The 25,363-nt window shown below is 63.2% G+C and carries 22 protein-coding genes and 1 tRNA gene; 19 read left to right on the top strand and 4 right to left on the bottom strand.

What is annotated here, in order from left to right; translation table 11 throughout:
* Positions 1 to 2 precede the first annotated feature (2 nt).
* A tRNA-Ile gene (locus tag ET524_RS01335) sits at positions 3 to 77 on the top strand.
* Between the two features lie 186 nt (positions 78 to 263).
* Here the strand turns inward: ET524_RS01335 and ET524_RS01330 are convergent.
* Positions 264 to 902 (bottom strand): lactate utilization protein, encoded by a 639-nt coding sequence (locus tag ET524_RS01330; RefSeq protein ID WP_129423019.1) that lies wholly within the window; start codon positions 900 to 902, stop codon positions 264 to 266.
* Between the two features lie 380 nt (positions 903 to 1,282).
* On the opposite strand from ET524_RS01330, the gene trpS reads away from it, so the two are divergent.
* Positions 1,283 to 2,329, top strand: coding sequence for a tryptophan--tRNA ligase (gene trpS, locus ET524_RS01325; RefSeq protein ID WP_408005768.1), 1,047 nt, complete (start codon positions 1,283 to 1,285; stop codon positions 2,327 to 2,329).
* A gap of 80 nt (positions 2,330 to 2,409) precedes the next feature.
* Here trpS and ET524_RS01320 read toward each other — a convergent pair whose 3' ends face one another.
* The 3 genes from ET524_RS01320 to ET524_RS01310 form a co-directional block, all read right to left on the bottom strand.
* Positions 2,410 to 3,000, bottom strand: coding sequence for a sugar transferase (locus ET524_RS01320; RefSeq protein ID WP_201738595.1), 591 nt, complete (start codon positions 2,998 to 3,000; stop codon positions 2,410 to 2,412).
* A gap of 5 nt (positions 3,001 to 3,005) precedes the next feature.
* Positions 3,006 to 4,289, bottom strand: coding sequence for a DegT/DnrJ/EryC1/StrS family aminotransferase (locus ET524_RS01315; protein WP_129423016.1), 1,284 nt, complete (start codon positions 4,287 to 4,289; stop codon positions 3,006 to 3,008).
* A gap of 91 nt (positions 4,290 to 4,380) precedes the next feature.
* On the bottom strand, positions 4,381 to 5,676 hold the full coding sequence (locus tag ET524_RS01310; protein WP_201738594.1) for a glycosyltransferase family 4 protein: 1,296 nt from the start codon (positions 5,674 to 5,676) through the stop codon (positions 4,381 to 4,383).
* A gap of 93 nt (positions 5,677 to 5,769) precedes the next feature.
* Here ET524_RS01310 and ET524_RS01305 point away from each other — a divergent pair, with 93 nt between their 5' ends.
* The 17 genes from ET524_RS01305 to ET524_RS01225 all read left to right on the top strand — a co-directional run bounded on the left by ET524_RS01305 (position 5,770) and on the right by ET524_RS01225 (position 25,209).
* Complete coding sequence (locus ET524_RS01305) at positions 5,770 to 6,783, top strand: glycosyltransferase family 2 protein (protein WP_129423015.1); 1,014 nt, start codon at positions 5,770 to 5,772, stop codon at positions 6,781 to 6,783.
* 2 nt (positions 6,784 to 6,785) lie between these two features.
* The gene (locus ET524_RS01300; protein ID WP_129423014.1) at positions 6,786 to 7,778 is read left to right on the top strand and encodes a glycosyltransferase family 2 protein; all 993 of its coding nucleotides are present in this window, start codon (positions 6,786 to 6,788) and stop codon (positions 7,776 to 7,778) included.
* Positions 7,779 to 7,783: 5 nt separating this feature from the next.
* Positions 7,784 to 8,911 carry a glycosyltransferase family 2 protein gene (locus tag ET524_RS01295; RefSeq protein WP_129423013.1) on the top strand — a complete coding sequence of 376 codons (1,128 nt, stop codon included), beginning with the start codon at positions 7,784 to 7,786 and terminating at the stop codon, positions 8,909 to 8,911.
* Positions 8,912 to 9,095: 184 nt separating this feature from the next.
* A complete protein-coding gene (locus ET524_RS01290) occupies positions 9,096 to 9,878 on the top strand; it encodes a methionine ABC transporter ATP-binding protein (RefSeq protein ID WP_129423012.1) in 783 nt (260 codons plus the stop codon).
* Positions 9,879 to 10,556 (top strand): methionine ABC transporter permease, encoded by a 678-nt coding sequence (locus tag ET524_RS01285; protein ID WP_129423011.1) that lies wholly within the window; start codon positions 9,879 to 9,881, stop codon positions 10,554 to 10,556. It begins immediately after the preceding gene.
* Between the two features lie 361 nt (positions 10,557 to 10,917).
* Positions 10,918 to 12,261 (top strand): glutamine synthetase family protein, encoded by a 1,344-nt coding sequence (locus ET524_RS01280; protein ID WP_129423010.1) that lies wholly within the window; start codon positions 10,918 to 10,920, stop codon positions 12,259 to 12,261.
* 38 nt (positions 12,262 to 12,299) lie between these two features.
* Positions 12,300 to 12,971 carry a winged helix family transcriptional regulator gene (locus ET524_RS01275; RefSeq protein ID WP_129423009.1) on the top strand — a complete coding sequence of 224 codons (672 nt, stop codon included), beginning with the start codon at positions 12,300 to 12,302 and terminating at the stop codon, positions 12,969 to 12,971.
* Between the two features lie 110 nt (positions 12,972 to 13,081).
* Positions 13,082 to 15,712 carry a DNA polymerase I gene (gene polA / locus ET524_RS01270; protein WP_129423008.1) on the top strand — a complete coding sequence of 877 codons (2,631 nt, stop codon included), beginning with the start codon at positions 13,082 to 13,084 and terminating at the stop codon, positions 15,710 to 15,712.
* A 229-nt stretch (positions 15,713 to 15,941) separates the two neighbouring features.
* A complete protein-coding gene (gene rplU, locus ET524_RS01265; protein WP_129423007.1) occupies positions 15,942 to 16,247 on the top strand; it encodes a 50S ribosomal protein L21 in 306 nt (101 codons plus the stop codon).
* 18 nt (positions 16,248 to 16,265) lie between these two features.
* Positions 16,266 to 16,517 carry a 50S ribosomal protein L27 gene (rpmA, locus tag ET524_RS01260; protein ID WP_129423006.1) on the top strand — a complete coding sequence of 84 codons (252 nt, stop codon included), beginning with the start codon at positions 16,266 to 16,268 and terminating at the stop codon, positions 16,515 to 16,517.
* Positions 16,518 to 16,633: 116 nt separating this feature from the next.
* Positions 16,634 to 18,028 (top strand): GTPase ObgE, encoded by a 1,395-nt coding sequence (gene obgE / locus ET524_RS01255; protein WP_129423005.1) that lies wholly within the window; start codon positions 16,634 to 16,636, stop codon positions 18,026 to 18,028.
* A complete protein-coding gene (gene proB / locus ET524_RS01250; RefSeq protein WP_129423004.1) occupies positions 18,028 to 19,170 on the top strand; it encodes a glutamate 5-kinase in 1,143 nt (380 codons plus the stop codon). The genes obgE and proB overlap by 1 nt, the downstream gene beginning before the upstream one ends.
* Positions 19,171 to 19,181: 11 nt before the next feature.
* Positions 19,182 to 20,498 (top strand): glutamate-5-semialdehyde dehydrogenase, encoded by a 1,317-nt coding sequence (locus ET524_RS01245; protein WP_129423003.1) that lies wholly within the window; start codon positions 19,182 to 19,184, stop codon positions 20,496 to 20,498.
* Positions 20,491 to 21,255 (top strand): nicotinate-nucleotide adenylyltransferase, encoded by a 765-nt coding sequence (nadD, locus tag ET524_RS01240; RefSeq protein ID WP_236648227.1) that lies wholly within the window; start codon positions 20,491 to 20,493, stop codon positions 21,253 to 21,255. Before ET524_RS01245 ends, nadD begins: the two co-directional genes overlap by 8 nt.
* The gene (gene yqeK, locus ET524_RS01235; protein WP_201738593.1) at positions 21,252 to 21,923 is read left to right on the top strand and encodes a bis(5'-nucleosyl)-tetraphosphatase (symmetrical) YqeK; all 672 of its coding nucleotides are present in this window, start codon (positions 21,252 to 21,254) and stop codon (positions 21,921 to 21,923) included. The genes nadD and yqeK overlap by 4 nt, the downstream gene beginning before the upstream one ends.
* Positions 21,920 to 22,402: a ribosome silencing factor gene (rsfS, locus tag ET524_RS01230; protein WP_236648226.1), complete on the top strand. Its 483-nt coding sequence runs from the start codon at positions 21,920 to 21,922 to the stop codon at positions 22,400 to 22,402. Before yqeK ends, rsfS begins: the two co-directional genes overlap by 4 nt.
* A gap of 422 nt (positions 22,403 to 22,824) precedes the next feature.
* Positions 22,825 to 25,209 carry an AfsR/SARP family transcriptional regulator gene (locus ET524_RS01225; protein WP_129423002.1) on the top strand — a complete coding sequence of 795 codons (2,385 nt, stop codon included), beginning with the start codon at positions 22,825 to 22,827 and terminating at the stop codon, positions 25,207 to 25,209.
* The last annotated feature ends 154 nt before the right edge of the window (positions 25,210 to 25,363 follow it).

Raw genomic sequence — 25,363 nt, 5'->3', positions numbered from 1 at the left:
ACGGGCCTGTAGCTCAACGGTGGAGCAGGGGACTCATAATCCTTTGGTTCTCGGTTCGAATCCGGGCGGGCCCACCAAAACACCAGGCCAGGGGGATTCCCCCTGGCCTTTTTCATGCTTAGAGCACATTGGATATAGGCCAAACACGTTCATGGGAACAGGGTCAAGATAAACCGGGTGCAGTTTTGCAAATCCGTGCTCACCCCTCAAGCGAAGCGTGATGCTAGCTTCTTGTGCGGTGCGCTTCAATCAATGCTGCTTTGCTAGTACCCCAGATCCTCGGCGATGAGGATCACTTTAATCCGGCCGGTGTGGCGGTTGTGGCGCGTTACCACGATGTTGCAGCACATGCAGCCGTCCTCGTGGCAGTTGCCGCATACGCCCGTGCGCTCGCATGGCGTGCCGGTGTGCAGACGTGCGGCGTTCGGCGGGCAGGCCATGGTGTGGATGCGCTTGATGCCGGCGTCAACGTCTTCCACCACCTTGTTCATGCCTGCCAGCACGTACACCTCGCGCGGGCCGTACAGCAGGCACGCCAGGCGGTTGGAGTTGCCGTCGATGTTCACCAGCTCGCCCTTGCGCGTGATGGCGTTCGTGCTCATGAAGAAGCAGTCGCTGGCGAAATGCTGCTGGTAGATCTGCTCCGCCTCTTCGGGCGTTTTCGCCACGGAGCGGTCGATCATGCGGTAGTTGCCGGCTTCCAGCATGGCCTTCACACCCGTTTGCGCGAACGTGGCCGTGCCGCCCCATGCAACAGACGCGCCCTCGGGCACCAGCTTGCGCACCAGTTCCACGGCGTCGGCCGACGTCTCGCAGAAATAACCTTCCATGCCGTGGCGTTCTAGCTGGTTGATGATGGTCTTCGCCGTTTGGGCGAACGCTTCGGTTCGCGGATCTGCCATGGGTTGCTCCTTAAGTTCTCGTCTTTGCGGGCGCCTGTGGCCCTGCTGCACCTTATTGTGCCACGATTGCCGAGAACTGGCCGCTGTCCACACGGCACCTTCGTCAACCTTTCTTGCGAATGGGGCGCAGGGTGGAAGCTGGTCGGGCAATCCGGCGTTAGCTGCGAGTGCACCGGCAGCACCTGCGCGGCCTGCTTCGGTTGGCGAAATAAGGTTCGGACGGGAAAGTCCTATCGGCCGATGTGCCCCAGGTAGCGTGTTTGCCTAGCGCCCGCGTGCCCTTCTTCGCCGTTTTGCGCTGGCGGTTGGGCGCGGGCGGCGGGGAAACGGTTATACTAGTCGAACGACTGAAATCCGCCAACATATGATTGTGAGGCATTATGAGCGGCGATAGCTTTGAAACCAGCAAGAAGCGCAGCGACGAAATCCGCGCTGACTTGGCTGTGAACCCGGGCAAGTACTGCATGTTGACGGGCGACCGTCCCACGGGCAGGCTGCACCTTGGCCATTACTTCGGCACCATCCGCGAGCGCGTCGCGCTGCAGAACCTTGGCATCACCACGCGTATCGTCATCGCCGACTACCAGGTCATCACCGACCGCGACACCACGGCCAACATCCAGGACAACGTGTACAACATGGTCATCGATTACCTGGCCTGCGGCATCGACCCGGAAAAGACCATCATCTTCACGCACTCCCATGTGCCGGCCTTGAACCAGCTTATGCTGCCGTTCCTCTCGCTGTGCACCGAAGCCGAGCTTGAGCGCAACCCCACGGTGAAGTCCGAGCAGGAGGCGTCGGGCCATGCGCTCACGGGCCTGCTGCTGACGTATCCCGTGCACCAGGCGTGCGACATCCTGTTCTGCAAGGGCAACATCGTGCCGGTGGGCAAAGACCAGCTGCCGCACATCGAGCAAACGCGCCAGATCGCGCGCCGCTTCAACGAGCGCTACGGTCGCGTGTTCCCCGAGCCCGACGGCCTGCTTACCGACGCCGTGCTTATCCCTGGCCTTGACGGCCGCAAGATGTCGAAGAGCTACGGCAACGCCATCAGCCTATCGGCCACGGCCGAGGAAACGGCGAAGCTCATCAAGAAGTCGCAGACCGACTCCGAGCGCTTCATCACGTTCGATCCCGACAACCGCCCCGGCGTGTCGGCGCTTATCACCACGGCGTCGCTGTGCACCGGTCGCGGCGAGGTGGAAATTGCCGAAGAGATTGGCAACGGCGGCTCGGGTACGCTGAAGAAGTACGTTACCGAAAGCGTGAACGAGTTTTTGGCCCCCATCCGCGAGCGCCGCTGCGAGCTGCTCAAGGATATGGACTACGTGAAGGACGTGCTGCACGAAGGTAATCGCCAAGCGAACGAGATTGCCAACGAAACGCTCGCTCAAGTCCGCGAAGCCATGGGCATGGTGTATTAGGGTTTCATCGGCCGCAGGCCGATGAAACAACATGCATTGATAGTAATAAAGAAAGCCGCCTCATCGGGCGGCTTTCTTTATTACTCTTCGCCTTCTACGTAGATGCCTTCTTGGCCGAGTACGGTGGCGAACGTGCGGAAGAACACCTTCGCGTCCAAAAGGAAGTTCACGTGCTTCACGTAGTACACGTCAAGCGCCAGGCGCTTTTTCCAGGGCAGCGAGTTGCGGCCGTACACGGCGGCGTAGCCGGTGATGCCGGGTTTCACGGAAAGCTTCAGGCCCTCTTCGCCTTCGTATAACTCCGTTTCGCGGCGCAGGTCGGGGCGCGGGCCCACTACGGACATGTCGCCTTTGAGCACGTTTAGAAACTGCGGCATCTCGTCAAGGCTGGTCTTGCGCATGAACGCGCCGATCTTCGTCATGCGCGGGTCGTCGGCGCCGTTGTACGTGCTGCCGTCCTCCATGACCAGGTCGGGGGCGTTCACGCGCATGCTGCGCAGCTTGTACATCTTGAAGTCCACGCCGTCTTTGCCCACGCGCGGCGCGTTGTAGAACACCGGACCGCCGTCCTCGTGCTTGATGATGGGTGCCAGCATGGCGATGATGAGCAGCACGAACGGCAGCGCCACCAGGCCGATGATGATATCGCAGATGCGTTTTCCGAAGCGCATGTACATTACTTCAGGCCCTCCGCTTCGGCTTGCGTGTAGGCGGCGTGCAGCGCGCGGCTCACCTCGTCGATATCCACGTCGGTAAGCTTCGTGTGCAGCGGGAGCGTGATCTCGTTTTCGAACTGCGCGTACACGTTCGGGAAATCGGCGATGTCAAAGCCCAAGTTCTTGTACGCCGTCAGCAGCGGCAGCGGCTGATAGTGCACGTTCGTGGCCACGCCCGCCTCGGCCATGTGCTCGATGACGCGGTTGCGGAATGCCTGCCCGCGTCCGTTCAAGCGCACCAGCATCAAGTGCCCGCTCGACGACTCCTGCGTCGCATCGGCGCGCGCGGCGGCATCGTCGGCGCGGCTGGCGTCGGAGCCGTCGGCAGCGCGGTAGTGCTGCATGATGGACAGGTCCATGTCGGCAAGGTTGTCCTGGTAGCGCGCGATCATGGCGCGGCGGCGCGCCAGCATGCCGGGGTAGCGGCGCATCTGCGCCAAGCCCAGCCCCGCTTGCAGGTCGGTCATGTTGCACTTCCAGCCGGGGAAGGCCACGTCGTACTCCCAGGCGCCGGCCTTCGTTTTCGCCAGCGCGTCTTTCGATTGGCCGTGCAGCGACATGAGCATGAACTCGTGGTACAGCTCTTCGGCATCGAACAGCCCCGCGCGCCACGTGACGGCGCCGCCTTCGGCCGTGGTGAAGTTCTTCACGGCGTGGAAGCTGAACGTGGACAGGTCGGCCACCTGCCCGGCGCGCTTGCCGTGGCGCACGCTGCCCAGCGCGTGGGCCGAGTCCGACACCACGGCGATGCGGCCGATGGCCTCCTGGCGCGCATTGGCCGGCGACCAGGCGCCGCCGAACGCATCGATGGCGGTGAGCAGCGCGTCGTAATCGCACATGACGCCGCCCAAATCCACGGGGATGATTGCTTTCGTGCGCGGCGTGACGAGGCGTTCGAGCTGGGAATAGTCCATCTCATAGCTGCCGGCCGCCACATCGCACAGCACAGGCGTGGCGCCTATGTGGCAGATGGGCGAGCAGCTGGCGGTATAGGTGTAGGCGCTCGTGATAACCTCGTCGCCTGGCCCGATGCCCAGCGCGCGCAGGGCGCACTCAAGCGCCGCGGTGGCAGAACCCAGGCACGCCACGCGTTCGGTGCCCAAAAAATCGGCCAGTTCGCGCTCAAGCTGCTTCGTTTTCGGGCCGGTGGTAATCCAGCCGCTGCGCAGCGCATCGGCAACCTCGGCGATTTCCGCCTCGGTGATATCGGGCGGTGAAAAAGGGATGCGAATCTGTTCGGACATGCCTTCTCCTTTTCTATATAAACGCCGCAAGCCGCCGTGTGGCGGCCGGGCGGGGAAATGCTTGCAACGATGATGACGCAAGCGCTTTCGTTTATAGCAAATTGCGCAGCAAATTCACGATAGCCAGGTACGACGTGCGCTGGTCGAACTCGCGCTCGGCCACGGCGCGTCCGCGTGCTCCCATGATCTTGCGCAGCGATGCGTTGCGCGCCAGCTCCTCAAGCGTGTTCGCCAGCGCCTCGGGGCTTTCGGCCTCGACGTTGAGTCCGAAGCCGTCGGCGGTCACCTTCGCGCGAAATTCCGGCGACGAGCCGGTGTTGATCATGGGCTTGCCGGCGGCTAAGTAGTCGCCGATTTTCGTGACGATGCTTTGCGCCGCGCTTTTCACCAGCGAGTTCACCGTGATGTCGCTTGCGCGCAGCCACGCGGCCATGCTGGCGTAGTCCTGGTAGCCCAAAAACTCCACGGGCGCGTTTTCCTCGCGCGCTAAGGCTTCAAGCTTCTCGCGGTCGGGCCCGTCGCCCAAGATCTTCACCTTCACGGGCGGGAACGGCCGATGCTTGTTGGCGTTCCCGTCGGCGGCGCGGGCGGCCGCGTGGGTGCAGCGCCGCTTCTCAAGCAAGGCCGCCGCGCGGATGAGCGTGGCCACGTCGTAGCTGGCACCAAGCGTGCCCGCGTAGATGGCCCACAGTTCGCCTTCGGGCTTCACCACGTCGCCAAGGTGCTCGCGCGCGCCTTCGTCGAAGGCTTCAAGGTTGTTGCCCACATATACCGTGACCTTGGGGTAGGGCGCCGTGCGGTCGCGCGCCGGGCGCGCGGCGTACTCGTCGGACGTGCCGACGGCGCCGGAAAGCAGCTGGTAGACGCGGCGCGCGTCGCGGGCGAACGGGTAGAACGCGATGTCGCTGAGCACGGGCACGTCCACCACCATGCGCATGGCCTCCGGCCACAGGTCGTTGATATCGGCCACGAACGGAATGCCCTGCTCATGGGCGCATTCCGCGCACGTGCGCGCCACATCGTTCGGCGGGATTTCCGCATAGATAAGGCTGTAGCGCCCGCGCGTGCGCTCGAAATGCTCGCGCATGTTCTTCGACGCGATGTGGTGGCTGTGGATGCGCTGCAGGTCAAGGTTGCGCGTGTAGCCCGGCTCGTCGATGAACACGATGTTGTAGGGAAGGCCCTGGTAGCACGCCTTCGTCGTGTCGCGCTGCGCCTTTTCCCAGTGCTGGAACGAGCTGGTGATCAGATCGACGTCGAAGCCCTGCGAAACCAGCAGCTCCGACAAGAACCTAAAGCGCGTGTAGCCGCGCGTCTCGTCGCCAAGCTTCACGCCCATGGTGACCACGGCGATGCGGCGACGGTGTTGTTTGAGTTTCGTATCCATGGTTTGGAAGTATAGCAAGGTTGGTGGGGCTGTACGGTCCATCGGGTACAATACGAACCGTTTTGCAGAAAGAATCCGCCGGGAAGGGGCCGCATGGGTGAGGTTGAGATCAGCGTCATTGTGCCGACGCGCAACGCGCTGCCGTTTTTGCAGCGTTGTTTGCGCTCCATCGAGCAGCAAACCTTCCGTTCGTTTGAAGTCATCGTCGTTAACGACGGCTCCGATGACGGGTCTGCCGCATGGCTTGACGAGCGCCTTGCGCAAAAACCTGCCTATCGCGTTGTGCACCACGAACGTTCTCAGGGGCTTTCGGCGGCGCGCAATCACGGTATAGCCTTGGCGCGCGGGCGGTTCTTGGCGTTTTTGGACGCCGACGACTGGTTCGAGCCGACAATGCTTGAAACGCTGCACCGAGCGGCGCTTTCCACCCAAAGCCAGGTAGCGCATATCGTGCGCGAAATATGCACGAACGAAGGGCCTTTTGTCCAGCCGCGCGAAGAGGTCGTGCGCGTGCTTGACGGCGTGGGCGCGGCGGTCGAAATGCTTGAGCAGGAAGAATACGCCGTGTGGTCGCGCTTGTACGATGCCCGGCTGGTCAAGTCGCTTGGCCCCGAGCCGTTTCCCGTGGGTCTGACGTGCGAGGACCGCGTGTTCAACATGCGCGTGCTGCCCCTGGCAAGCCGCGCCGCCGAATCCAACCGGGTCGAATACCATTACTTTATGAATATGGGCAGCATCTCTTTGGGCGGTTTGTCGCAGCGCGCCATGCAAATCCTGGAGGCGGACGAGCTGATGGTCGGCTACGCGCGCGCCGCCGGCGATGAGCGCTTGGTAAAGCTTGCGCTCGATCGCCAGGCCAAGGGCGCTTTCTCCATGCTGGTGAAATATGCGCGCTTCGGCATTACCGACGATGCGCTGAGCGGACAAGCGGGCCAAGATGCGCTGTGCATGCTTCGCCAGCGCTTCGTCAGCGACTATCCGCGGCTTGCCGCTTCGCCCCTGCCGGCATCGAAGCGCCTTGTCGCGTGGCAGCTTCGCTATGTGCCTGCGCTTGTGCGGGCGGAATTCGCGATTTACAACGTGGTTACGGGAAAGGGAAGGGGTTAGCTGTGGGAAAGGTTCTCACCATAGCCATGCCTTGCTATAACGTCGAGCGATACCTGCGCCGCGGGCTCGATTCGCTTGCCGATGAGCGCTTGGCTGACGACGTGGAGGTCATCGTGGTCGATGACGGGTCCACTGACGAGACGGCGCGCATCGCGCAGGGCTACGTCGAGCGCATGCCGCAGCTGTTTCGCCTGGTCTCGAAGGAAAACGGCGGCCACGGTTCTGCCGTGAACGCGGGCATCGACCATGCGCAGGGGCGGTATTTTCGCGTGGTCGACGGCGACGACTGGGTTGACACCGATGGCTTGGTACGTGTTGTGGAGCTGCTCAAAGCGTCGGACGCCGACCTGTTCGTCGACGAGAAGGTCGAAGTGGACATGACCACCCACGCGCGCACGCACTGCCATCTTCCGGCGGGTTTTCGCCTGCCCGGCGTCGTCGACTTCCTTAGCGTATGCGGCGACGGCGCGTGCGAAGCGTTTTTGACCATCCACACGCTTTCCGTGAAAACCGAGCTTCTGCGGCTCAACAACATCCGTCTGCACGAAGGCATTTTCTACGTTGACCTGCAGTATGTGGTCATGGCAACGTGTTATGCCGCTACGGTGCAGTTCGCGCCGGTGGAAGTGTACCAGTACCTGTTGGGCAACGCGGAGCAGTCCGTGGCTTTCGCAAGCTACGCCAAGCGCTACGAGGACCACGCGGCTATGGTGCGCGATATCCTTGCGTTCGCCGACCAAGGTCGTTTTCAGGGGCCCATTGCGCAGTACCTGGACAATCGCGTGCGGCTGGCGCTGCACACGCACTTCAACATCGCGCTTATCTACGATGAAGATCGCGCGCGCGGCATGCGGCGCGCAAAGGCGTTTTACTCGTGGCTTGCAAGCAGCCACCCGCGCTTCGAGCGCATGGTTCGCTCGCGCTATCGCAAGACGCTTGCGTTGCATTACCTTGGCGTCGACGGCCCGCGTTTGGCGAAGATGATGGGAAGGTGATCGACATGACGCGTTCTCCAAGAATCTCGGTAATCATCCCTATCTGTAACGTGGAGAAATTCCTTGACGAGTGCCTGGACAGCGTTTCGGGGCAAACGTTTCGCGATATCGAAATCATCTGCCTCAACGACGGCTCAAAGGACGGCTCGAGCGCCATCATGCACCGTCACGCCGACGCCGATGAGCGCATCGTGTGCATCGACAAGCAAAACGAAGGCTACGGGGCTACGTGCAATCGGGGTCTGGACATGGCGTGCGGCGAATATATCGCCATCGTGGAACCCGACGACTATCTGCGGCTGGACATGTTCAAGGATATGCTTGCGCTTGTCGATGCGCTTGGCGGCGCTATCGATGTGGTGAAAACCCCTTGGCTTGAGCTGCACGAATGGGACAACCCCAGCACGTTGTACACGAAGCCCGGCGGGTTGTATCGCGCGCTGCCAACATCGAAGGCGCCGTTCGTGCTTGCCGACGCGCCCATTCTGCTTGAGGGGCATCCTTCCATCTGGTCGGCGCTGTACCGCCGCGCTTTCTTGGATGAGCAGGGCATTCGGTTCCATCCGTATCCTGGCGCCGGCTGGGCGGACAACCCGTTTTTGGTGCAGACGCTTTGCCGTGCCCGCAAGATCGCGTATCTGGACAAGATGTTCTACTGCTATCGCACCGACCTGCCCGGCTCTACGTTGCATCACGCCACGGAAGAGAAGATCGCGCTGCCGTTCGTGCGCTGGATGGACATGACAAGCGAGATGCACGACATGGGCGTTCGCGACGAGGGCATCTGGCTTGCGCATACGGTGCGCGCGTTCAACTACCTTGACGGCGCCATCATCGACGACGGTTGGGACAACCCTGTGGTGCGCCGCATGACGAAGCGCATGTTCGACATGATCCCCGAGCAGCACGTGCTTCATTGCGGCAAGCTATCTCCGGCGAAGAAGCGCTTCTACTTCGAGCAGCGCGGCCTTCCCGTGCCGAACATTTCGCCGCTGCCGTATGCAAAGCATCTGGCGGCCCAGTCCGTGCATGCGCTTCGCGCGATGGGCGTTGCGTACCTGGTGCGCCGCACCGCGCAGTTCGCGGGAGAAAAGGCGAAGGGCATCGGCGTGGAAAGCGCTGCGCGCGGGTAGATGGCGGTGCTGCCGCGCCGGGCGTTATCGGCGAAACCGTTGCCGCGTCGTCGGAATAATGCAAGGCCGTTCGCGGTTGCTTTGGGTTGACGGTTCGGCCTGTTCCCCCGTATCATACGAGGTTGCGCCCGTGCGCGATTTGGCCCGGTGCGCGATGATATTCATCCGATCGATCGGAAGTGACATGATTCAACTGCAACACGTGTGCAAGACGTATGGCGAGGGCGAACGCGCCCACCATGCGCTGCGCAACGTGAACCTCACCATAAACGATGGCGACGTGTTCGGCATCATCGGCGCATCGGGCGCGGGCAAGTCCACGCTCGTGCGCTGCCTCAACCTGCTCGAGCGTCCCACGGAAGGCTCCATCATCTACGACGGCCGCGACATCACGAACCTGTCGGGCAAGGCGCTGCTTGAGCTGCGCGCGCAGGTGGGCATGATCTTCCAGAACTTCAGCCTGTTCCAGCAGCGCACGGTGCTGCGCAACGTCACGTTCCCGCTTGAGCTGCGCGGCGAGAAGAAGGAAGCTCGCGAGGCGCGCGCCCACGAGCTGCTTGAGCTGGTGGGCCTGGCCGATCTGGCGCAGCGCTATCCCAGCCAGCTTTCCGGCGGTCAGCAGCAGCGCGTGGCCATCGCCCGCGCGCTGGCGAACAACCCGAAGGTCATGCTGTGCGACGAGGCCACCAGCGCCCTTGACCCGCGCACCACGGCGTCCATCCTGCAGCTTCTGCAGAACATCAACCGCAACCTGGGCGTCACGCTCGTGGTCATCACACACTCGCTGCCCGTGGCCAGCAAGATCTGCAACCGCGTGGCCGTCATCGACCAGGGCCGCATCGTGGAAGAGGGCGTCACGGCGAAGGTGTTCTCCGATCCGCAAAGCCCCGTCACGCGCGAGCTGCTTTCCAACGACAGCTTGCTGGTGGAAACGGAGCAGAACGTCGAAGCGGGGGAGGCGAAGTAAATGGATTACATCAGCAACTTCATCGCCCAATACGGCGCGCTGTTCGCGCAGGGCACGTGGGACACGATTGTCATGACCATCGTGTCCACGTTCTTCGCATACGTCATCGGCGTGCCGCTGGGCGTACTGTTGGTGGTCACGGCCAAAGACGGCCTGCGCCCGCACCGCGCGCTGAACACGGTGCTCGGCTGGATCGTGAACATCGGCCGCTCCATCCCGTTCATCATCCTGCTGGTGGCCATCATCCCGTTCACGCGCTTGGTGGTTGGCACGTCGCTGGGCGTTCCCGGCGCCATCGTGCCGCTGACGGTGGCGGCCATCCCGTTTGTTGGCCGCATGGTGGAGCAAAGCCTGGCCGAGGTTGACGGTGGCCTGGTGGAAGCGGCGCAAAGCTTCGGCGCGAACACGTGGCAGATCGTGGTGAAGGTCATGCTGCGCGAAAGCCTGCCGTCGCTGGTGCGCGGCGCATCCATCACCGTCATTACGCTGTTCGGCTACACGGCCATGGCCGGCGCCGTGGGCGCGGGCGGCATCGGCGACATCGCTATCCGCTACGGCTACCAGCGCTACCTTGGCGACGTGATGATCGCGTCCATCGTGCTGTGCGTCGTGCTGGTGCAGGTGTTCCAGTCCATCGGCGACTTCGTGGCGCGCAAAGTCGACAAGCGCATCCGCTAAGTTTCGTTTGCCTGCCGGCAAACGAATTTGCTCGACGCTGTGGGCCGCCGTGGCACGCCGTCTTCGCACGCTCTCGAGAGCTTGCGTGCCGAAGTGCGCGGCGCCCTCGCGAACCCGCGAATACGACGCACCGCAGCGGCCCTCGCTGACTTTAGCGCTATCTGCGACGGGTTAAAATAGCCGCCTTACGGGGCGGCTATTTTTGTGGCGTGCGCGAAAGCCTGGCAAATGGCGGCCCCTTTTTCGTGCTGCGGGCTTTCTGACGTGTAACCTGTCTGCAACACGGCTTGGTATAATTCTCAGGTATTGCGTGAAACTTTTGCGCCGTGCAAAGGCGCTGCGATAGAAGGGGGAATCATCCATGGCTTCCAACCCGGAACAGGATTTCGTCCTGAAAACCATCAAAAGCCGCGACGTGCACTTCGTGCGCTTCTGGTTCACCGACGTGCTCGGCCACATGAAGTCGTTCGCCGTTATCCCCAGCGAGCTTGAAGATGCGTTCGCCGACGGCATGGGCTTCGACGGCAGCTGCATCGAGGGCTTCTGTCGCACCGAGGAATCCGACATGCTGGCGTTCCCCGATGCTTCCACGTTCCAGGTGCTGCCGTGGCGCCCGGAAAGCAACGCCGTGGCGCGCATGTTCTGCAACATCCGCACGCCCGACGGCAAGCCGTTCGAGGGCGACCCGCGCCACGTGCTGGCGCGCACCGTCGCGCGTGCCCAGGACATGGGCTACGTGTTCAACGTCGGCCCCGAGGTGGAGTACTACTACTTTAAGGACGCCAACGGAACCGAGCTTTTGGACCGCGGCGGCTACTTCGACCTTACCAGCCTTGACTACGCCTCCGACCTGCGCCGCGACACCGTGCTGACGCTTGAGAAGATGGGCATCCCCGTGGAATACAGCCACCACGAGAACGGGCCCAGCCAGCACGAGATCGACCTGCGCTTCACCGACGCGCTGTCCATGGCCGACGCCGTCATGACGTACAAGCTGGTGGTGAAGGAAATCGCCATGAAGCACGGCGTGTACGCGTCGTTCATGCCCAAGCCCATGTCCGGCGAGCCGGGCAGCGGCATGCACGTGCACATGAGCCTGTTCGACTTCGACGGCAACAACGTGTTCTTCGACGAAGCCGATATGCAGGGCTACCACCTGTCCACCACGGCCAAGCAGTTCCTGGCCGGCATCTTGAAGTACGCGCCGGAGTTCGCCCTCATCACGAATCCGTGCGTGAACTCCTACAAGCGCCTGCTTGCCGGCGGGGAAGCGCCCATCTACCTGTCGTGGGCGCGCGCGAACCGCTCCACGCTGGTGCGCGTGCCGGGATATCGCCCGAACCGCGAGGTGGCCTGCCGCTTGGAGCTGCGCAGCCCCGACCCCAGCGCGAACCCCTATCTGGCGTTTTCCGTCATGCTGGCCGCTGGCCTTGCGGGCATCGAGGAAGGCCTTGAGCCGCCCGCGCCGGTGGAGGACCGCGACCTGTTCACGCAGTCGCGCCAAGAGCTGCGCAAGCAGGGCTTCCAAACGCTTCCGGAAAGCCTGGGAGACGCCGTTGAGCTGTTCGCCGAGTCGAAGCTGATGCACGACGTGCTCGGCGAGCACATCTGCAACTACCTGGTGGAAGCCAAGCGCGCCGAATGGGACGCGTACCAGTCCAACGTGTCGGAGTGGGAACGCAGCCGCTACTTGGCGGTTCTGTAGACCGGCGTGGCAGGGGTTAGGAAAGAAAGGCGAAGCGCATGAGAAAGATGGTCATATTCATAGCCGACAGCCTTGACAACGCCCATAAGTTCCAGCAGGTGCTTTCGGGTTTGGATGTGGACGTGGCTGCGGGCTCGTCGGTGCAGTTCAAGAAGCTTCTGGCGCAGCACCCTTCCTATGACCTGGTGATTTACGAGGCGCGCGCCGATGCGCTTGCCAACGTTTCGCAGGTGGAGTCCGTGCTGCTTGAAGACGGGTCGGCTTCGCTTCTGGTCATCGTCAACGAAGAGCAGCTTGCCGAGTTCCGCCTTCCCGTGCAGGTCAAAAGCGACTTCGTGGTGCACGGCGCCACGAACGCCGAATGCGCCGCCCGCATTCGTCAGCTTTTGTGGCCGGGCAACGAAAGCACGTCCACCGATTTCGTCACCGTCGACAACATGACCATCAACCTGGCAACGTACCAGGTCACCGTCGGCGGGGAACCGCTTGACTTCACGTACCTGGAATACGCGCTGCTGGCGTTTCTGGTCACGCACCCCGGCCGCACGTACAGCCGCGACGCGCTTTTGCGCCGCGTGTGGGGCTTCGACTACTACGGCGGCAGCCGCACCGTCGACGTGCACGTGCGTCGCGTGCGCGCGAAGCTGGGCCCCGAGCTGGCGCAGCACCTGGAAACGGTGCGCGGCGTCGGTTACCTGTGGAGCGCGTAAAGCCGCCACGCAGCCGCTGGTTTTACCTTGGAGCGTCCCGTCCGTTGACCGGCGGGGCGCTTTTTGCGTTACACTCGGGTGCAAACCTGATCGACGAAAAGGACTGACTCATGCCCGAGAAAAAGGTAGCCGTCATCGACGGCAACTCGCTTATGCATCGCGCGTTCCACGCCGTGCCGCTTACCATGAACGCGCCGGACGGCACGCCCACCAACGCCGTGTTCGGCTTCATCGCCATGCTGTTGAAGTTCATCGACATCTCGCAGCCCGATGCCATCGTGTGCGCGTTCGATGCCGGCCGCCCAGCGTTTCGCATGGAGGCGCTTGAGCAGTATAAGGCGCAGCGCCCGCCCATGGACGAGTCGCTGAAAGTGCAGTTCCCCATCATCGAAGAGCTGCTTGAGTCCATGAACATCCCCGTGGTGCGCGTGAAGGGCTGGGAAGGCGACGACATCTTGGGCACGGTGTCGGCGCGCGACGAGGCGCTGGGCTACCGCACGCTTCTGGTGTCGGGCGATAAGGACGTCTACCAGCTGTGCACCGAGCTGACGCACGTGGTCACCACGCGCAAGGGCATCACCGACGTGGCCATTTACGGGCCGTCGGAGGTGCGCGACCGCTACGGCGTGGGCCCCGAGCAGTTCCCCGACTTTCTGGGGCTCAAAGGCGACAGCTCCGACAACATCCCCGGCGTGCCCGGCGTCGGCGACAAAACGGCGGCGAAGCTGCTTACGGCCTACGGCAACCTGGAGGGCATCTACGAGCACATCGACGAGCTGAAGGGCAAGCAGAAAGAGCGCATGGTCGAAAACCGCGAAGCGGCGTTTACCAGCCGCAAGGTGGCCACCATCGTGCGCGACCTTGACTTCGAGCTTGACTTGGAAGGCGCATCGTTCCCGTCGTTTTCGCCCGAGGCCGTCACCGAGACGTTCTCGAAGTATCGCTTCAATGCGCATCTTGCGCGCGTGCTGAAGCTGGTGGGCGAAGAGTCGCAGCGCAAGGCGGCCGCCATCGAGGTGGGCGAGGTTGTGCGCGGCGCGGGGGCTGAGGCGCTGGTGGACGCCGCCATCAAGTCGGGCGAACAGGTGGGCGTGGCGTTCGTGGACCCCGAGCAGGAGTCGCTGTTCGGCGGCGGCGCGGTGCTTGCCGTGTGCGCCGCGAACGGCTGCGCCGTGTTCGAAGGTGAAGAGGTGGCCGCGCCGTTTGCGCGCCTCGTGGCGCAGGGAAGCTTCGCCGCGCTTGACGTGAAGGCAGCGCTGCACCGCATCTACCCGTCGGACAGCTCGGCAACCGCGCTGGTCGACGATGCGCAGCTTATGGCCATGCGCGCGTTTGACCTGGGGCTTGCCGGTTACGTGCTCAACTCGTCGGTGTCGGAGTATTCGTTCGACGCGCTGCTTGACGCCTACGTGGGTGGCGTGTTGCCCGAGGCGAAAACCGACGAGCAGCGCGCATGTGCCCAGGCGGCCGCCGCGCGCGTGCTGGTGGGGCCGCTTACCGCCGCGCTTGAGCGCGAGGGTTCGGCGCGCGCGTACTTCGACATCGACCTGCCGCTGGTGGCGGTGCTGGCCATCATGGAGCGCACGGGCGCGGCCATCGACGCCGACCGCCTGGCCGAGCTGGGCGCGTCTACGGGCGCGGAGCTTGAAGGCCTGCGCGCGCAAATCTACGAGCTTGCGGGCGAGGAGTTCAACGTCGATTCGCCCAAGCAGCTTGGCCACATCTTGTTCGAGGTGCTGGGCCTTCCGGCGAAGAAGAAGACGCAGCGCGGATACTCCACGGACGCGAAGGTGCTCAAGGAGCTGGCCCAGGTTCACGAGCTGCCGGCGCTGGTGCTGCGCTACCGCGAGCTGGCCAAGATTAAGTCCACGTACATCGATGCGCTGCCGCGCCTGCGCGCCGGCGACGGTCGCGTGCACTCCAGCTTCAACGAGACGGTTACCACTACGGGGCGTTTGTCCTCGTCGGACCCCAACCTGCAGAACATCCCCGTGCGCACGCAGTTTGGCCGCCGCATCCGCGAGTGCTTCGTGCCGCTTGAGCCGGGCTGCAAATTCGTGTCGGCCGACTACTCGCAGATCGAGCTGCGCCTGCTTGCGCACCTGTCGGGCGACGACAGCCTCATCGAGGCGTTCACCAGCGGCGCGGACTTCCATGCCGCCACGGCCTCGCGCGTGTTCGGCGTGCCCATTTGCGACGTCACGCCCGAGATGCGCAGCCGCGCGAAGGCCGTGAACTTCGGCATCGTGTACGGCCAGCAGGCGTTCGGCCTTTCGCAAAGCCTGGGCATCTCGTTTGGCGAGGCGAAGGACATGATCGACCGCTACTTCGACGTGCACCCCGGCGTGCGCGAGTACTTGGATGCCACCGTGGCCGAGGCGCGCGCGAAGGGCTACGCCGAAACCATGTTCGGCCGCAAGCGCCACATCCCCGAGCTGCACGCCGCCAACGGCAACACGCGCGGCTTCGGCGAGCGCACGGCCATGAACCACCCTATGCAGGGTTCGGCCGCCGACATCATCAAGCTTGCCATGCGCCAGGTGCAAACGCGCCTGATGGAAGAGGGTTTTCGCGCCCGGCTGCTCGTGCAGGTGCACGACGAGCTGGACTTCAGCGCACCTGCAGACGAAGTGGCCGCGCTTGAGGACATGGTGCGCGAGGTCATGGAGCACGTGGTTGAGCTGAAGGTACCGCTTCTGGCCGACGTTTCCGCCGCCGATACGTGGGCCGAGGCGCATTAGCGCGAAGTTGTGGGCATTTCGTGATAGGGCGGCGTTGTGGACGTGAAACTCACAACGCCGCCGCGTGTAGCCACAACATCTGGTATCATATCGAATGTTGTGCCCGTGGAGGTACAGCGGAAATAAGTGCGATGATACGCGGAGACTGTGCATTCGTTCACTTCGTTGACTTGCTACGGTCGCGCTGCTAAGCTATCGCCTTGCGTTTATTTCGAAAGTAGGAGAAAACATGTACGCAATCGTGAAAACGGGCGGCAAGCAGTACAAGGTTGCCGTCGGGGACAAGCTGAACATCGAGAAGCTCGATGCCGAAGTCGGCGCCACCGTTGAGCTTCCCGTAATCTGCTTCGTTGATGGCGACGTCGTCGAGGCCGATCCGGCCAAGGCTTCCGCCAAGAAGGTCACCGCCGAGGTCGTTGAGCAGTTCAAGGGCCCCAAGCAGCTGGTGTTCAAGTTCAAGAAGCGCAAGAACTACAAGAAGCTGCGCGGCCATCGCCAGCAGCTCACGCGCGTTGAAATCAAGTCCATCGCTTAATTGTAAGGAGGGAATGACATGGCACACAAGAAAGGTCTCGGTTCTACCCGTAACGGCCGCGATTCCCACGCAAAACGACTGGGCGTGAAGATGTTCGCCGGTCAGCAGATCAAGACGGGCCAGATCATCGTTCGTCAGCGCGGCACGAAGTTCCATCCCGGCGAAAACGTCGGTCGTGGCAAGGACGACACGCTGTTCGCTCTGTGCGACGGTCGCGTCGACTTCACGCGTGGCGTGAAGCGCAAGGTTCACGTTCGTCCTGAGGCGTAAGATTACTTCAGCGTCTGCGTGACATCTATGCATTCGGAGAGCCCTCTGCCTGTCAGGGGGCTCTTTTCATATACAATCGAGCGACAAAGATGCTCGCATTCGATGGAGGTCACATCGTGTTTATCGATAAAGTACGCATTCACGTGAAGGGCGGCGACGGCGGCGCTGGCTGCATGTCGTTTCGCCGCGAGGCTCACGTTCCTAAAGGCGGTCCTGACGGCGGCGACGGCGGACACGGCGGCAACGTCGTGCTTGAGGCTGATGCCAGCGTGTCGTCGCTGATCGACTACCGTTTCAAGCACCATTTCAAGGCCGAACGCGGCACGCACGGCAAGGGTAGCCGCATGCACGGCGCCACGGGCGAGGACCTGGTGCTCAAGGTGCCCGTGGGCACCGTGGTGCACGAGTACTTCGAGGATTCGAAGGAAACGGGCGAGCTTATGGCCGACCTCACGCACGACGGCGAGCGCATCACCGTGGCCGAAGGCGGCATGGGCGGCCGCGGCAACATCCACTTCGTCACGTCTACCCGCCGCGCGCCGGCGTTCGCCGAGCTGGGAGAGCCGGCGCAAGAGCGCTGGGTGGAGCTTGAGATGAAGCTGATGGCCGACGCGGCGCTCGTGGGCATGCCGTCGGCGGGCAAAAGCTCTTTGATCTCGAAGATCTCGGCCGCGCGTCCGAAGATCGCCGACTACCCGTTCACCACGCTGGTGCCGAATCTGGGCGTGGCGCGTTCGGGCGATTTGAGCTTCGTTGTGGCCGATATTCCCGGTCTTATCGAGGGCGCGCACGAAGGTCGCGGCCTGGGGCATGAGTTTTTGCGCCACATCGAGCGCACGGCGCTTATTGTGCACGTGGTGGACCTGACGGGCGACTGGGAAGGCCGCGACCCGCTTGAGGACTACCGCGTCATCAACAACGAGTTGGCATTGTACGCCGACGAGCTGGCGGCGCGCCCGCGCATCGTCGTGGCGAACAAGATCGACGTTGCCGGCACCGAAGAGGCGCTTGAGCGCCTGCGCGCCCAGGTCAAGGCCGATTCCGTGGCCGCCGCCGGCGGCAACGAGTTCGCGCCAAGCCCCATCGACCCGAAGGTGTACTGCATCAGCGCGCTTACGGGCGAGGGCGTGGACAGCCTGAAAGCCGCCGTGGCGCACAAGGTGCACGAGCTGCGCGAAGAGGCGCGCGAGGCCGCTGCCGCCAACGTGCAGTACGAGCACGTGTGGGAGCTCAAGCGCGAGGCGCGCGACAAGCGCTTCACCGTGCGCAAGCTTTCCGAGGGCGTGTTCCGCGTGTCGGGCACCCAGGTCGAGCGCATGGTGGTGCAGTGCGACTGGGAAAACGAGGAAGCAGTGGTGTTCTTGCAGCACCGCCTTAAGCGCGTTGGCGTGGAAGAGGCGCTTGAGAAGGCGGGCGCCGTCGATGGCGACGAGATTCGCATCGTCGGGCGTGCGTTCGAGTTCGAGTCCGCGAAAACGGCGGAGGACATGTTCGAGGAGCTTGATATCTAATGAGCGAAACGGATGCACAAGGGTCGCGTGCGCGGCGCCTGGTCATCAAGATCGGGTCGTCGACACTGACCACGTCTGAGAGCAGCATTGACTACGGCTATCTGCGCAAGCTTGCCGATCAGGTGGCGCGCGTGCGCGATGCGGGCTGGCAGCCGGTCATCGTCACGTCGGCCGCCATCGCGTGCGGCCTTGAAGCCTTGGGCATCCATCGCAGGCCAACCGACATGCCCAGCTTGCAGGCGGCGGCCTCGGTGGGGCAGTCGGCGCTTTCAACGGCGTATGCCGAGGTGTTCGCCCGCCATGGCATCGTTACGTCCACCGTGCTTTTGACCAGGCGCGATACAGCCGACCGTCAGGCGTATCTGCACGCGCGCAATACGCTTTTGCGCCTGCTTGACCTAGGCGTAGTGCCCATTATCAACGAGAACGACACCGTTGCCGTCGAGCAGATCAAGTTCGGCGACAACGACACGTTGGCCGCGCTGGCGGCGTGCCTCATCGATGCCGACTTGCTGGTCATCCTGTCTGACATCGACGGGCTGTACGATGCCAACCCGAACACGAACCCGCAGGCCAAACTTATCGAGCACGTGGACAAGATCGGGCCCGAGATTCTGGCCGTGGCCGGCGGCGCGGGTTCCACGGTGGGCTCGGGCGGCATGATCACGAAGATCAAGGCGGCGCGCGTGCTTATGGTGGCGGGCATCCCGCTCATCATCTGCTACGGTCGTCAGGACAACGTGGTGGAGGACGCGGCGGCCGGCAAGCAGGTGGGCACGCGCTTCTCCGCGAAGGCGCGCCCGCACGAGATCACGCCGCGCAAGTTGTGGATCGCGCTCGGCGATTCGGCGCGAGGTGCCGTGGTGGTAGACGACGGGGCGAAAGCTGCGCTCATCGAGCGCGGAAGTTCGCTGCTGTCCGTGGGCGTTTCCGGCGTTGAAGGCCGCTTCGATGCTGGCGACATCGTGGACATCAAAGACGGCACGGGGCATCTGTTCGCGCGCGGGCGCACGGCGTTTTCCGCCGACGAGGTGGAGCTTGCCTGCGGGAAGACGCGCGAGGCCATCGAGCGCAACCGCCTGCTTGCCGCGCTGGCCGAAAAGCCCATCGTCCACCGCGATGAGCTGGTGGTTTTCGAATAGGAGGGAAGTTCATGACCGCTTCGCTTGAACAGGAAGTGCGCGCCATCGCCGAGGCGGCGAAGGCTGCGGCGGCGCCGCTTGCGCAAACAAGCGCCGACGTGCGCAACAACGCGCTTGCCGCCATGGCGGCGGCGCTGCGTGCGAACCGCGTCGACGTGCTTGCCGCTAATGCGCAGGACATGGACGCCGCCCGCGCGGCCGGCACGCAGGAAAGTTTGCTTGACCGCTTGATGCTCGATGAGGCGCGCATCGAGGCTATGGCCGGCGCGCTTGAGGAGCTGGTGGCGCTGCCCGATCCGCTGGGGCGCGTGCAGGAACAGCGGACGCTTGAAAGCGGCATCCAGCTGACGCGCGTGAGCGTTCCGCTCGGCGTGGTTGCCGTGGTGTATGAGGCGCGGCCGAACGTCACGGCCGATGCGGCGGGCATCTGCTTGAAATCGGGCAACGCGTGCGTGCTGCGCGGCGGCTCGCTTGCAGCGAAGTCGTGTGCCGCCATCGCGCATGTGCTGCACGACGCGGCGGTGTCGGCAGGCATGCCGGCGGGCTGCATCGGCAGCATCGAGTCCACCGATCGTGCTGCGGCCGACGTGCTCATGAGCCTGCACGGCATTGTCGACGTGCTGGTGCCGCGCGGCGGCGCGGGCCTGATTCGCCACTGCGTCGAGTGCGCAAAAGTTCCGGTCATCGAGACGGGCACGGGCAACTGCCACGTGTACGTGCACGAAACGGCCGATTTCGCCCGCGCGCGCAACATCGTGGTGAACGCGAAGTGCCGACGCTACGGCGTGTGCAACGCGTGCGAGACGCTGCTCGTCGATGAAGCGGCGGCGCTGGATTTCCTTCCTGAGCTGCTCGGCTTGCTTGCCGACAAGGGCGTGCACATCCATGGCGACGAGTTGGCGTGCAAGGCGGCGCTTGCTGCCGGTGCAGACCGGTTACCGGTTGGCCCTGCGTTGCGCATCGAGCGTGCTACCGAGTCCGATTGGGGAACGGAATACCTGGCCCCTGATCTGGCGGTTCGCTGTGTTTCCGGTGTTGACCAGGCTATTGCGCACATCAACCGTTACGGCACGAAGCATTCCGAGGCCATCGTGGCGGACGAGGGCAGCGCTGCAGGTGCGCAGGCCATCGAGCGCTTCGTGAACGAAGTGGACGCTGCGGCGGTGTACGTGAACGCTTCCACGGCATTTACCGATGGCGGCATGTTCGGTCTTGGCGCCGAAATCGGCATCTCCACTCAGAAGCTGCACGTGCGCGGGCCGTTTGCGCTTGAAGGTCTTACTTCGTACAAGTACGTGCTGCGCGGAACGGGGCAAGTTCGTGCCTAGGGTAAACGCGGGTCAGGTATGCGCTTCCGAAGTGGGCGGCGTGGTGTCTGCTGCGGATGAGGCTGGCTTCTCCAGCAGGCTGGTGGTGAGCCATCGTTTCGACAACCTGGGCGCTGACGGCGCGCCGGCGCGCCTGGGCATCATGGGCGGTACGTTCGACCCCGTGCACATCGGGCATCTGGCCTGCGCCGAGCAGGCGCGCGAGGCATTCGGCCTTGACGCGGTGGTGTTCATCCCGGCGGGCATGCCGGCGTTCAAGCTGAAGCGCCACGTCACCAGCGCCGAGCAGCGCTTGCGCATGTGCCAGCTGGCCGTTGAGTCAAACCCCGCGTTCGATGTCAGCCGCATCGAGATCGACCGACCGGGCGTCACGTACACGGCTGACACGCTGCGGCAGCTGCGCGCGCACTACCCAAAAAACGTTTCGCTGTACTTCATCACGGGCGCCGATGCGGTGTGCTCCATCCTGAAGTGGCGGGAAAGCGCGGCCATCGCCGACCTGGCGGACCTCATTGCGGTGACGCGGCCGGGTTATGTGTTTACCGAGGAGCAACGCGCCACTATCGAGCAGGCGGGCAATTTCCGCATTCACCTGCTTGAAACCACGGGCTTGGCCGTTTCATCGAGCGATTTGCGCGCCCGTGTGGCGGCCGGCAAGTCTATTCGCTATTTGACGATGCAGCGGGTGCTCGACTATATTCACGAACATCGATTGTATGTTTCGGGTGCTCATGATAAGGAAGCGGTGCAGCGGTGAGCAAGGAAGGTGACCGGGGTTTGACGGTTAAAGATGCGCACGTCGACGTGCTAAGCGATGCGTTTTTCCAGGCACGGCGCGCCGAGTTGGCGCAGCGCGTGAAGCCGAAGCGCTTCGAGCATTCGCTGGGCGTGTCGGAGATGGCCGGGCGCATGGCGCGCATCTATGGCGCGGACGAGGGCCTGGCGCGCTTGGCGGGTTTGCTGCACGACTGGGACAAGGGCTACGATGACGAGGGCATTCGCCGTCGCGTGGCCGAACTTGGCCTAGCGGAGCAGCTTGCAAGCTATATGGACATGCCGCACCTGCTGCACGGGCCTACGGCGGCGGCAGCGCTCAAGCGCGACTTCCCGCAGCTTCCTGATGCGCTGCTTCGGTCCATCCGGCTGCACACCACCGGCGCCGTGCACATGACCGACCTCGACATGATCGTGTACACGGCCGACGCTATCGAGCCGTCGCGCGATTATCCGGGCATCGAAGCGCTGCGCCAGCTTGTTGGCGTGGTCGATTTGCAGGAGCTGTACCTCAGCACGTTCCAGCATGTGCTTGAGAACCTGGTCCAGCGCCGCAAGCGCATTCATCCCGATACGGTAACTGTTTGGAACAGCTATGTGGCCTGCGATAAGAAGCGCCGGGCCCAGCAACACACGAAAGGTAACAAGTGAGCGAAGCAATGAACAACGAGGCGCACATCAATCAGGGCGTCGACATGTACGGCCGTCAGAAGCCTGACCTGCTCAGTCCGCGCGAGTGCGCCATCATCGCCGCGCAGGCTGCAGACGAGAAGAAGGCCACCGACATCATGGTGCAGCAGGTCGGCGACCTTATCGGCGTCACCGAATACTTCGTCATCTGCACGGCGTCGAACAACCGCCAGGTCGAAGCCGTCGTCGACGAAATCGAAGAGCAGTGCCGCGTGCGCGGCGGCGCGAAGCCGTTCCACATCGAGGGCACGGCCGACGGCACGTGGTCGCTGCTTGACTACGGCAGCTTCATCGTGCACGTGTTCCAGCCTGAAACGCGCGAGTACTACCGCCTTGAGGCGCTGTGGAACGATGCGCCGCTCGTGGACCTGGAAGCCGAGGCGGGCTTGACCGACCTGCAGTATTCCGAGCGCATCGCCAAGCTTGTTGGGCGCGAATAGGCGCCGTTGGCCGACGTTGAGCGCACATTTGAAGAGCGTCCTCGCGGTAATTCGCGAGGGCGCTTTTCTTTTTTCGCGTGAACGTGGTGTTTGCGCATGGTTGCAACCACAATATGTAGTAACTGGTGCAACCAACCACCTATGAGCAACATCTCTACCTCGCAAAACGGTAAAACTGTGTAAGGAGGCCGCAACATATTGGGGGTATTATAAGGGTGCACTGGCCGTGTGACTGACCAACTTGTTGGGAAGTTGGTTCACTTATGCTCACCTATCTTGCAACATCGGCGTGCCGAGGGAAGCGGCCGCCGCAGTTTGCAGCGCACCGTGCTTATTCCCGTCCCGCTTTGGTCTCGCGCCTTCTGCGCGAGCGCAACGTCGCACGCTTTTTGGTAGCGCCGCCGGGGTTTGGCAAATCGTCCGTGGTCCTTGAATATGCCGAAACCGTATTCGGGTTCAACCAGGTGTATTGGTTAGACTGCTCCAGCCCCTGCTTCTTGCGCGACCTTGATGGCGAAAGCATTGCCTCTGGCTTGCTTGATGCCACAGAACCCGCGTTTCTTGCCGTGTTCGAAGACGTGCCGTTGCTTGACGGGGCGCGCGTCGACGCCTTCTGCGCCTTGCTTGACACGCTGCTCGATCGTGGTTGCGAGGTTATCGTCACGTGCACGCCGCTGTGCGATGCGTTTGCGGCTGAACGCGACCGTATGGTGCTGTTTGCGAACGATCTGCTGCTTTCAAACGACGAGATCGACTTTTTGCGCACGCCTGCCGAGCGTGATGAAACGCCGGCAAACCGTGTGCCGCGTGCCCGTCGCGTGCCGGCTTGCGCCTGGGGCGACGGCAAAAACGCGGCATTTCTTTGCGGCGTGCTGACCGAAGAGCTGCCCTGCCAGATGCTTGCTGTGTTGTTTGTGCTGCTGTGCCTCGATTCGGGGCCGCTTTCCTCCGTCGAGCGGATTGCGCACGCGGATGCCGAAGCTTTGTCGTTCATTGCCGCTGCGCACGCCTATGTGGGCGTCGACGTTGCTCAGAGATCGTTTCGCTGTGCGGGTTTTCCCATCGGCGATGTTGCCGAGGCTTTTGCCGGCAAGTTGGAAGATATCGCTTCAGGTGCGGGCGGCGTTGGGGCCGCGCAGCTTGCGGCAGACGTGGCATCAACGCTGCTTGCAAGCGGAAATGCCGAGCGTGCCTGCGAAGTCGCGCGTCTGTTCTTGCCTGCCGCCGAGCGGGCGATATGGCTGGAAGAACACGCGCGCGACCTTGAGCGCGTTGGCTGCTTGATGCGGGCTCGCGGGCTGTATGCCGCAACGCCGCCCGAGGTGTTTTCCGCGAGCGCTCACGTGGCACAGGCGGTTCGGTGCGCTTTGCTCGGTGAAAACGTTGCTGCGTGCGTGGCTGCCCGTCGCGCTATCGCATGCGCGCCATCGGTGGTGGAGCGGGCGATTGTGCAAGCGGTGCAATGCGCCTGCTCGGTTGGTGAGGCGTCTGAACAGGCGGCGGCCCGGGCGCGCGATGTGTGCGCCGTGGGCATCGAGGCGGAATGCGGCGACGAGCTACGCGATATCGCTATGGCCGTGGAAGCGCTCGATGCGCCAAGTTCTGGGGTTGAGCTGGCGCGGGCCTGGCTTGATGCGACAACGGATCGCGCGCTCAGCGATTCGGCGCTGTATGCGGCAGCGTTGTTGCTCGGCCGTCTTGATGAAGCCGATGCCGGCGCACAGGAATGGGCCGATGTTGCCGCTATGGTGGCGCGCGAGGCAACGGCGCGCTTCGGCGATGCCGGCTCGCTGTCGCTTCCCTGCGCGTTGGCCGCGGCCGCGTTTCAGCAGCTGGTCGATAACGGGGTGCTTGCCATGCCGCCGCTTGACGCGGCTTGCGCCGTGGCCGCTGCGGCTCGAAAGCGCATGCTGCTTGAACAGCGCATTCAGTGCGAAGCGGCTCGCACGGCGGCCCTTGAGCGCCGTCTTGTGCGCGACAAAACGCATCCCGATACGTTCAGGTGTGCTTCTGTGGGCTCCGACATGGCGTTGCGAACGCCGCCTCGCCTGACGGTGAACCTGTTCGGCGGCCTTGAGGTGTTCATGGGGGACAGGCGCATCGACCCGAACCTGCTTATGCGCGAGAAAGTCCGCGCGCTTTTGGCCTTGCTGGTGGTCAACCAGGGGCACGATCTATCTCGCGACCGCATCATGAAGCTCTTGTGGCCCGACTCGCACATGGAGCGGGCGCGCAACAACTTCTACGCCACCTGGTCGCGCTTGCGCACGGCGCTGAGCATGCCGGATGGCACGTGCCCTTACCTCATCAAGCGCCAATACGGCATTCGCCTTGACGCAAGCCTGCTTTCAAGCGATGTTGCCGAACTGGACCGCGTCTGCCGGGCGTTGCTGTTCAATCGTCCTGGCCGCGGCGGGTGGGGACACCTGTTCTCTCAGATAGAGGATTCGTTCTCCAGCGATCTTTTGCCGGGTGACGAGGGCTGCGAGCTGCTTGACGATCTGCGCAGCGATTGCCGCACGCGCCTGGTCGATGCGCTCGTCACGGCATCGGGCAAGCTGGTGGAAGCCGGCGAGGTGCGCCAAGGGCTGTGGTTTGCCCGCGCGGCGCTTTCCCGCGACAAATCTCGCGAAGACGCGTACGCCGCCGTCATGCGCGCGCAGATTGCCTCGCTGCAGCGTTCGGCCGCGCTTGAAACGTACTTCTCGTGCCGGAAATTCCTCTCGAACGACCTGGGTATCGACCCTTCGGCTGAAACTATGCGTCTGTATCACAGCATCATCGATGCACAGGAGGAGGTTGCCTGATGCGGGCGCTGCTTCCTAGTCTTGGCGGTAACGGCCCGGTAACGCGTGCGTAGAAGCTGTACAGATTGCGCTGAAAGAACATGCTCATCGAAGGATATGCTAGAGTTAACAACAATTGCGAAAAACAACGAGTCGCAGGTGCGACCGTGAAAGG

Source organism: Senegalimassilia faecalis, assembly GCF_004135645.1.
In the GTDB taxonomy this organism is placed as follows: Bacteria; Actinomycetota; Coriobacteriia; order Coriobacteriales; family Eggerthellaceae; genus Senegalimassilia; species Senegalimassilia faecalis.
Note: the sequence above shows the minus strand (reverse complement) of the source record. Positions and strands in the feature narration are given on the sequence as shown.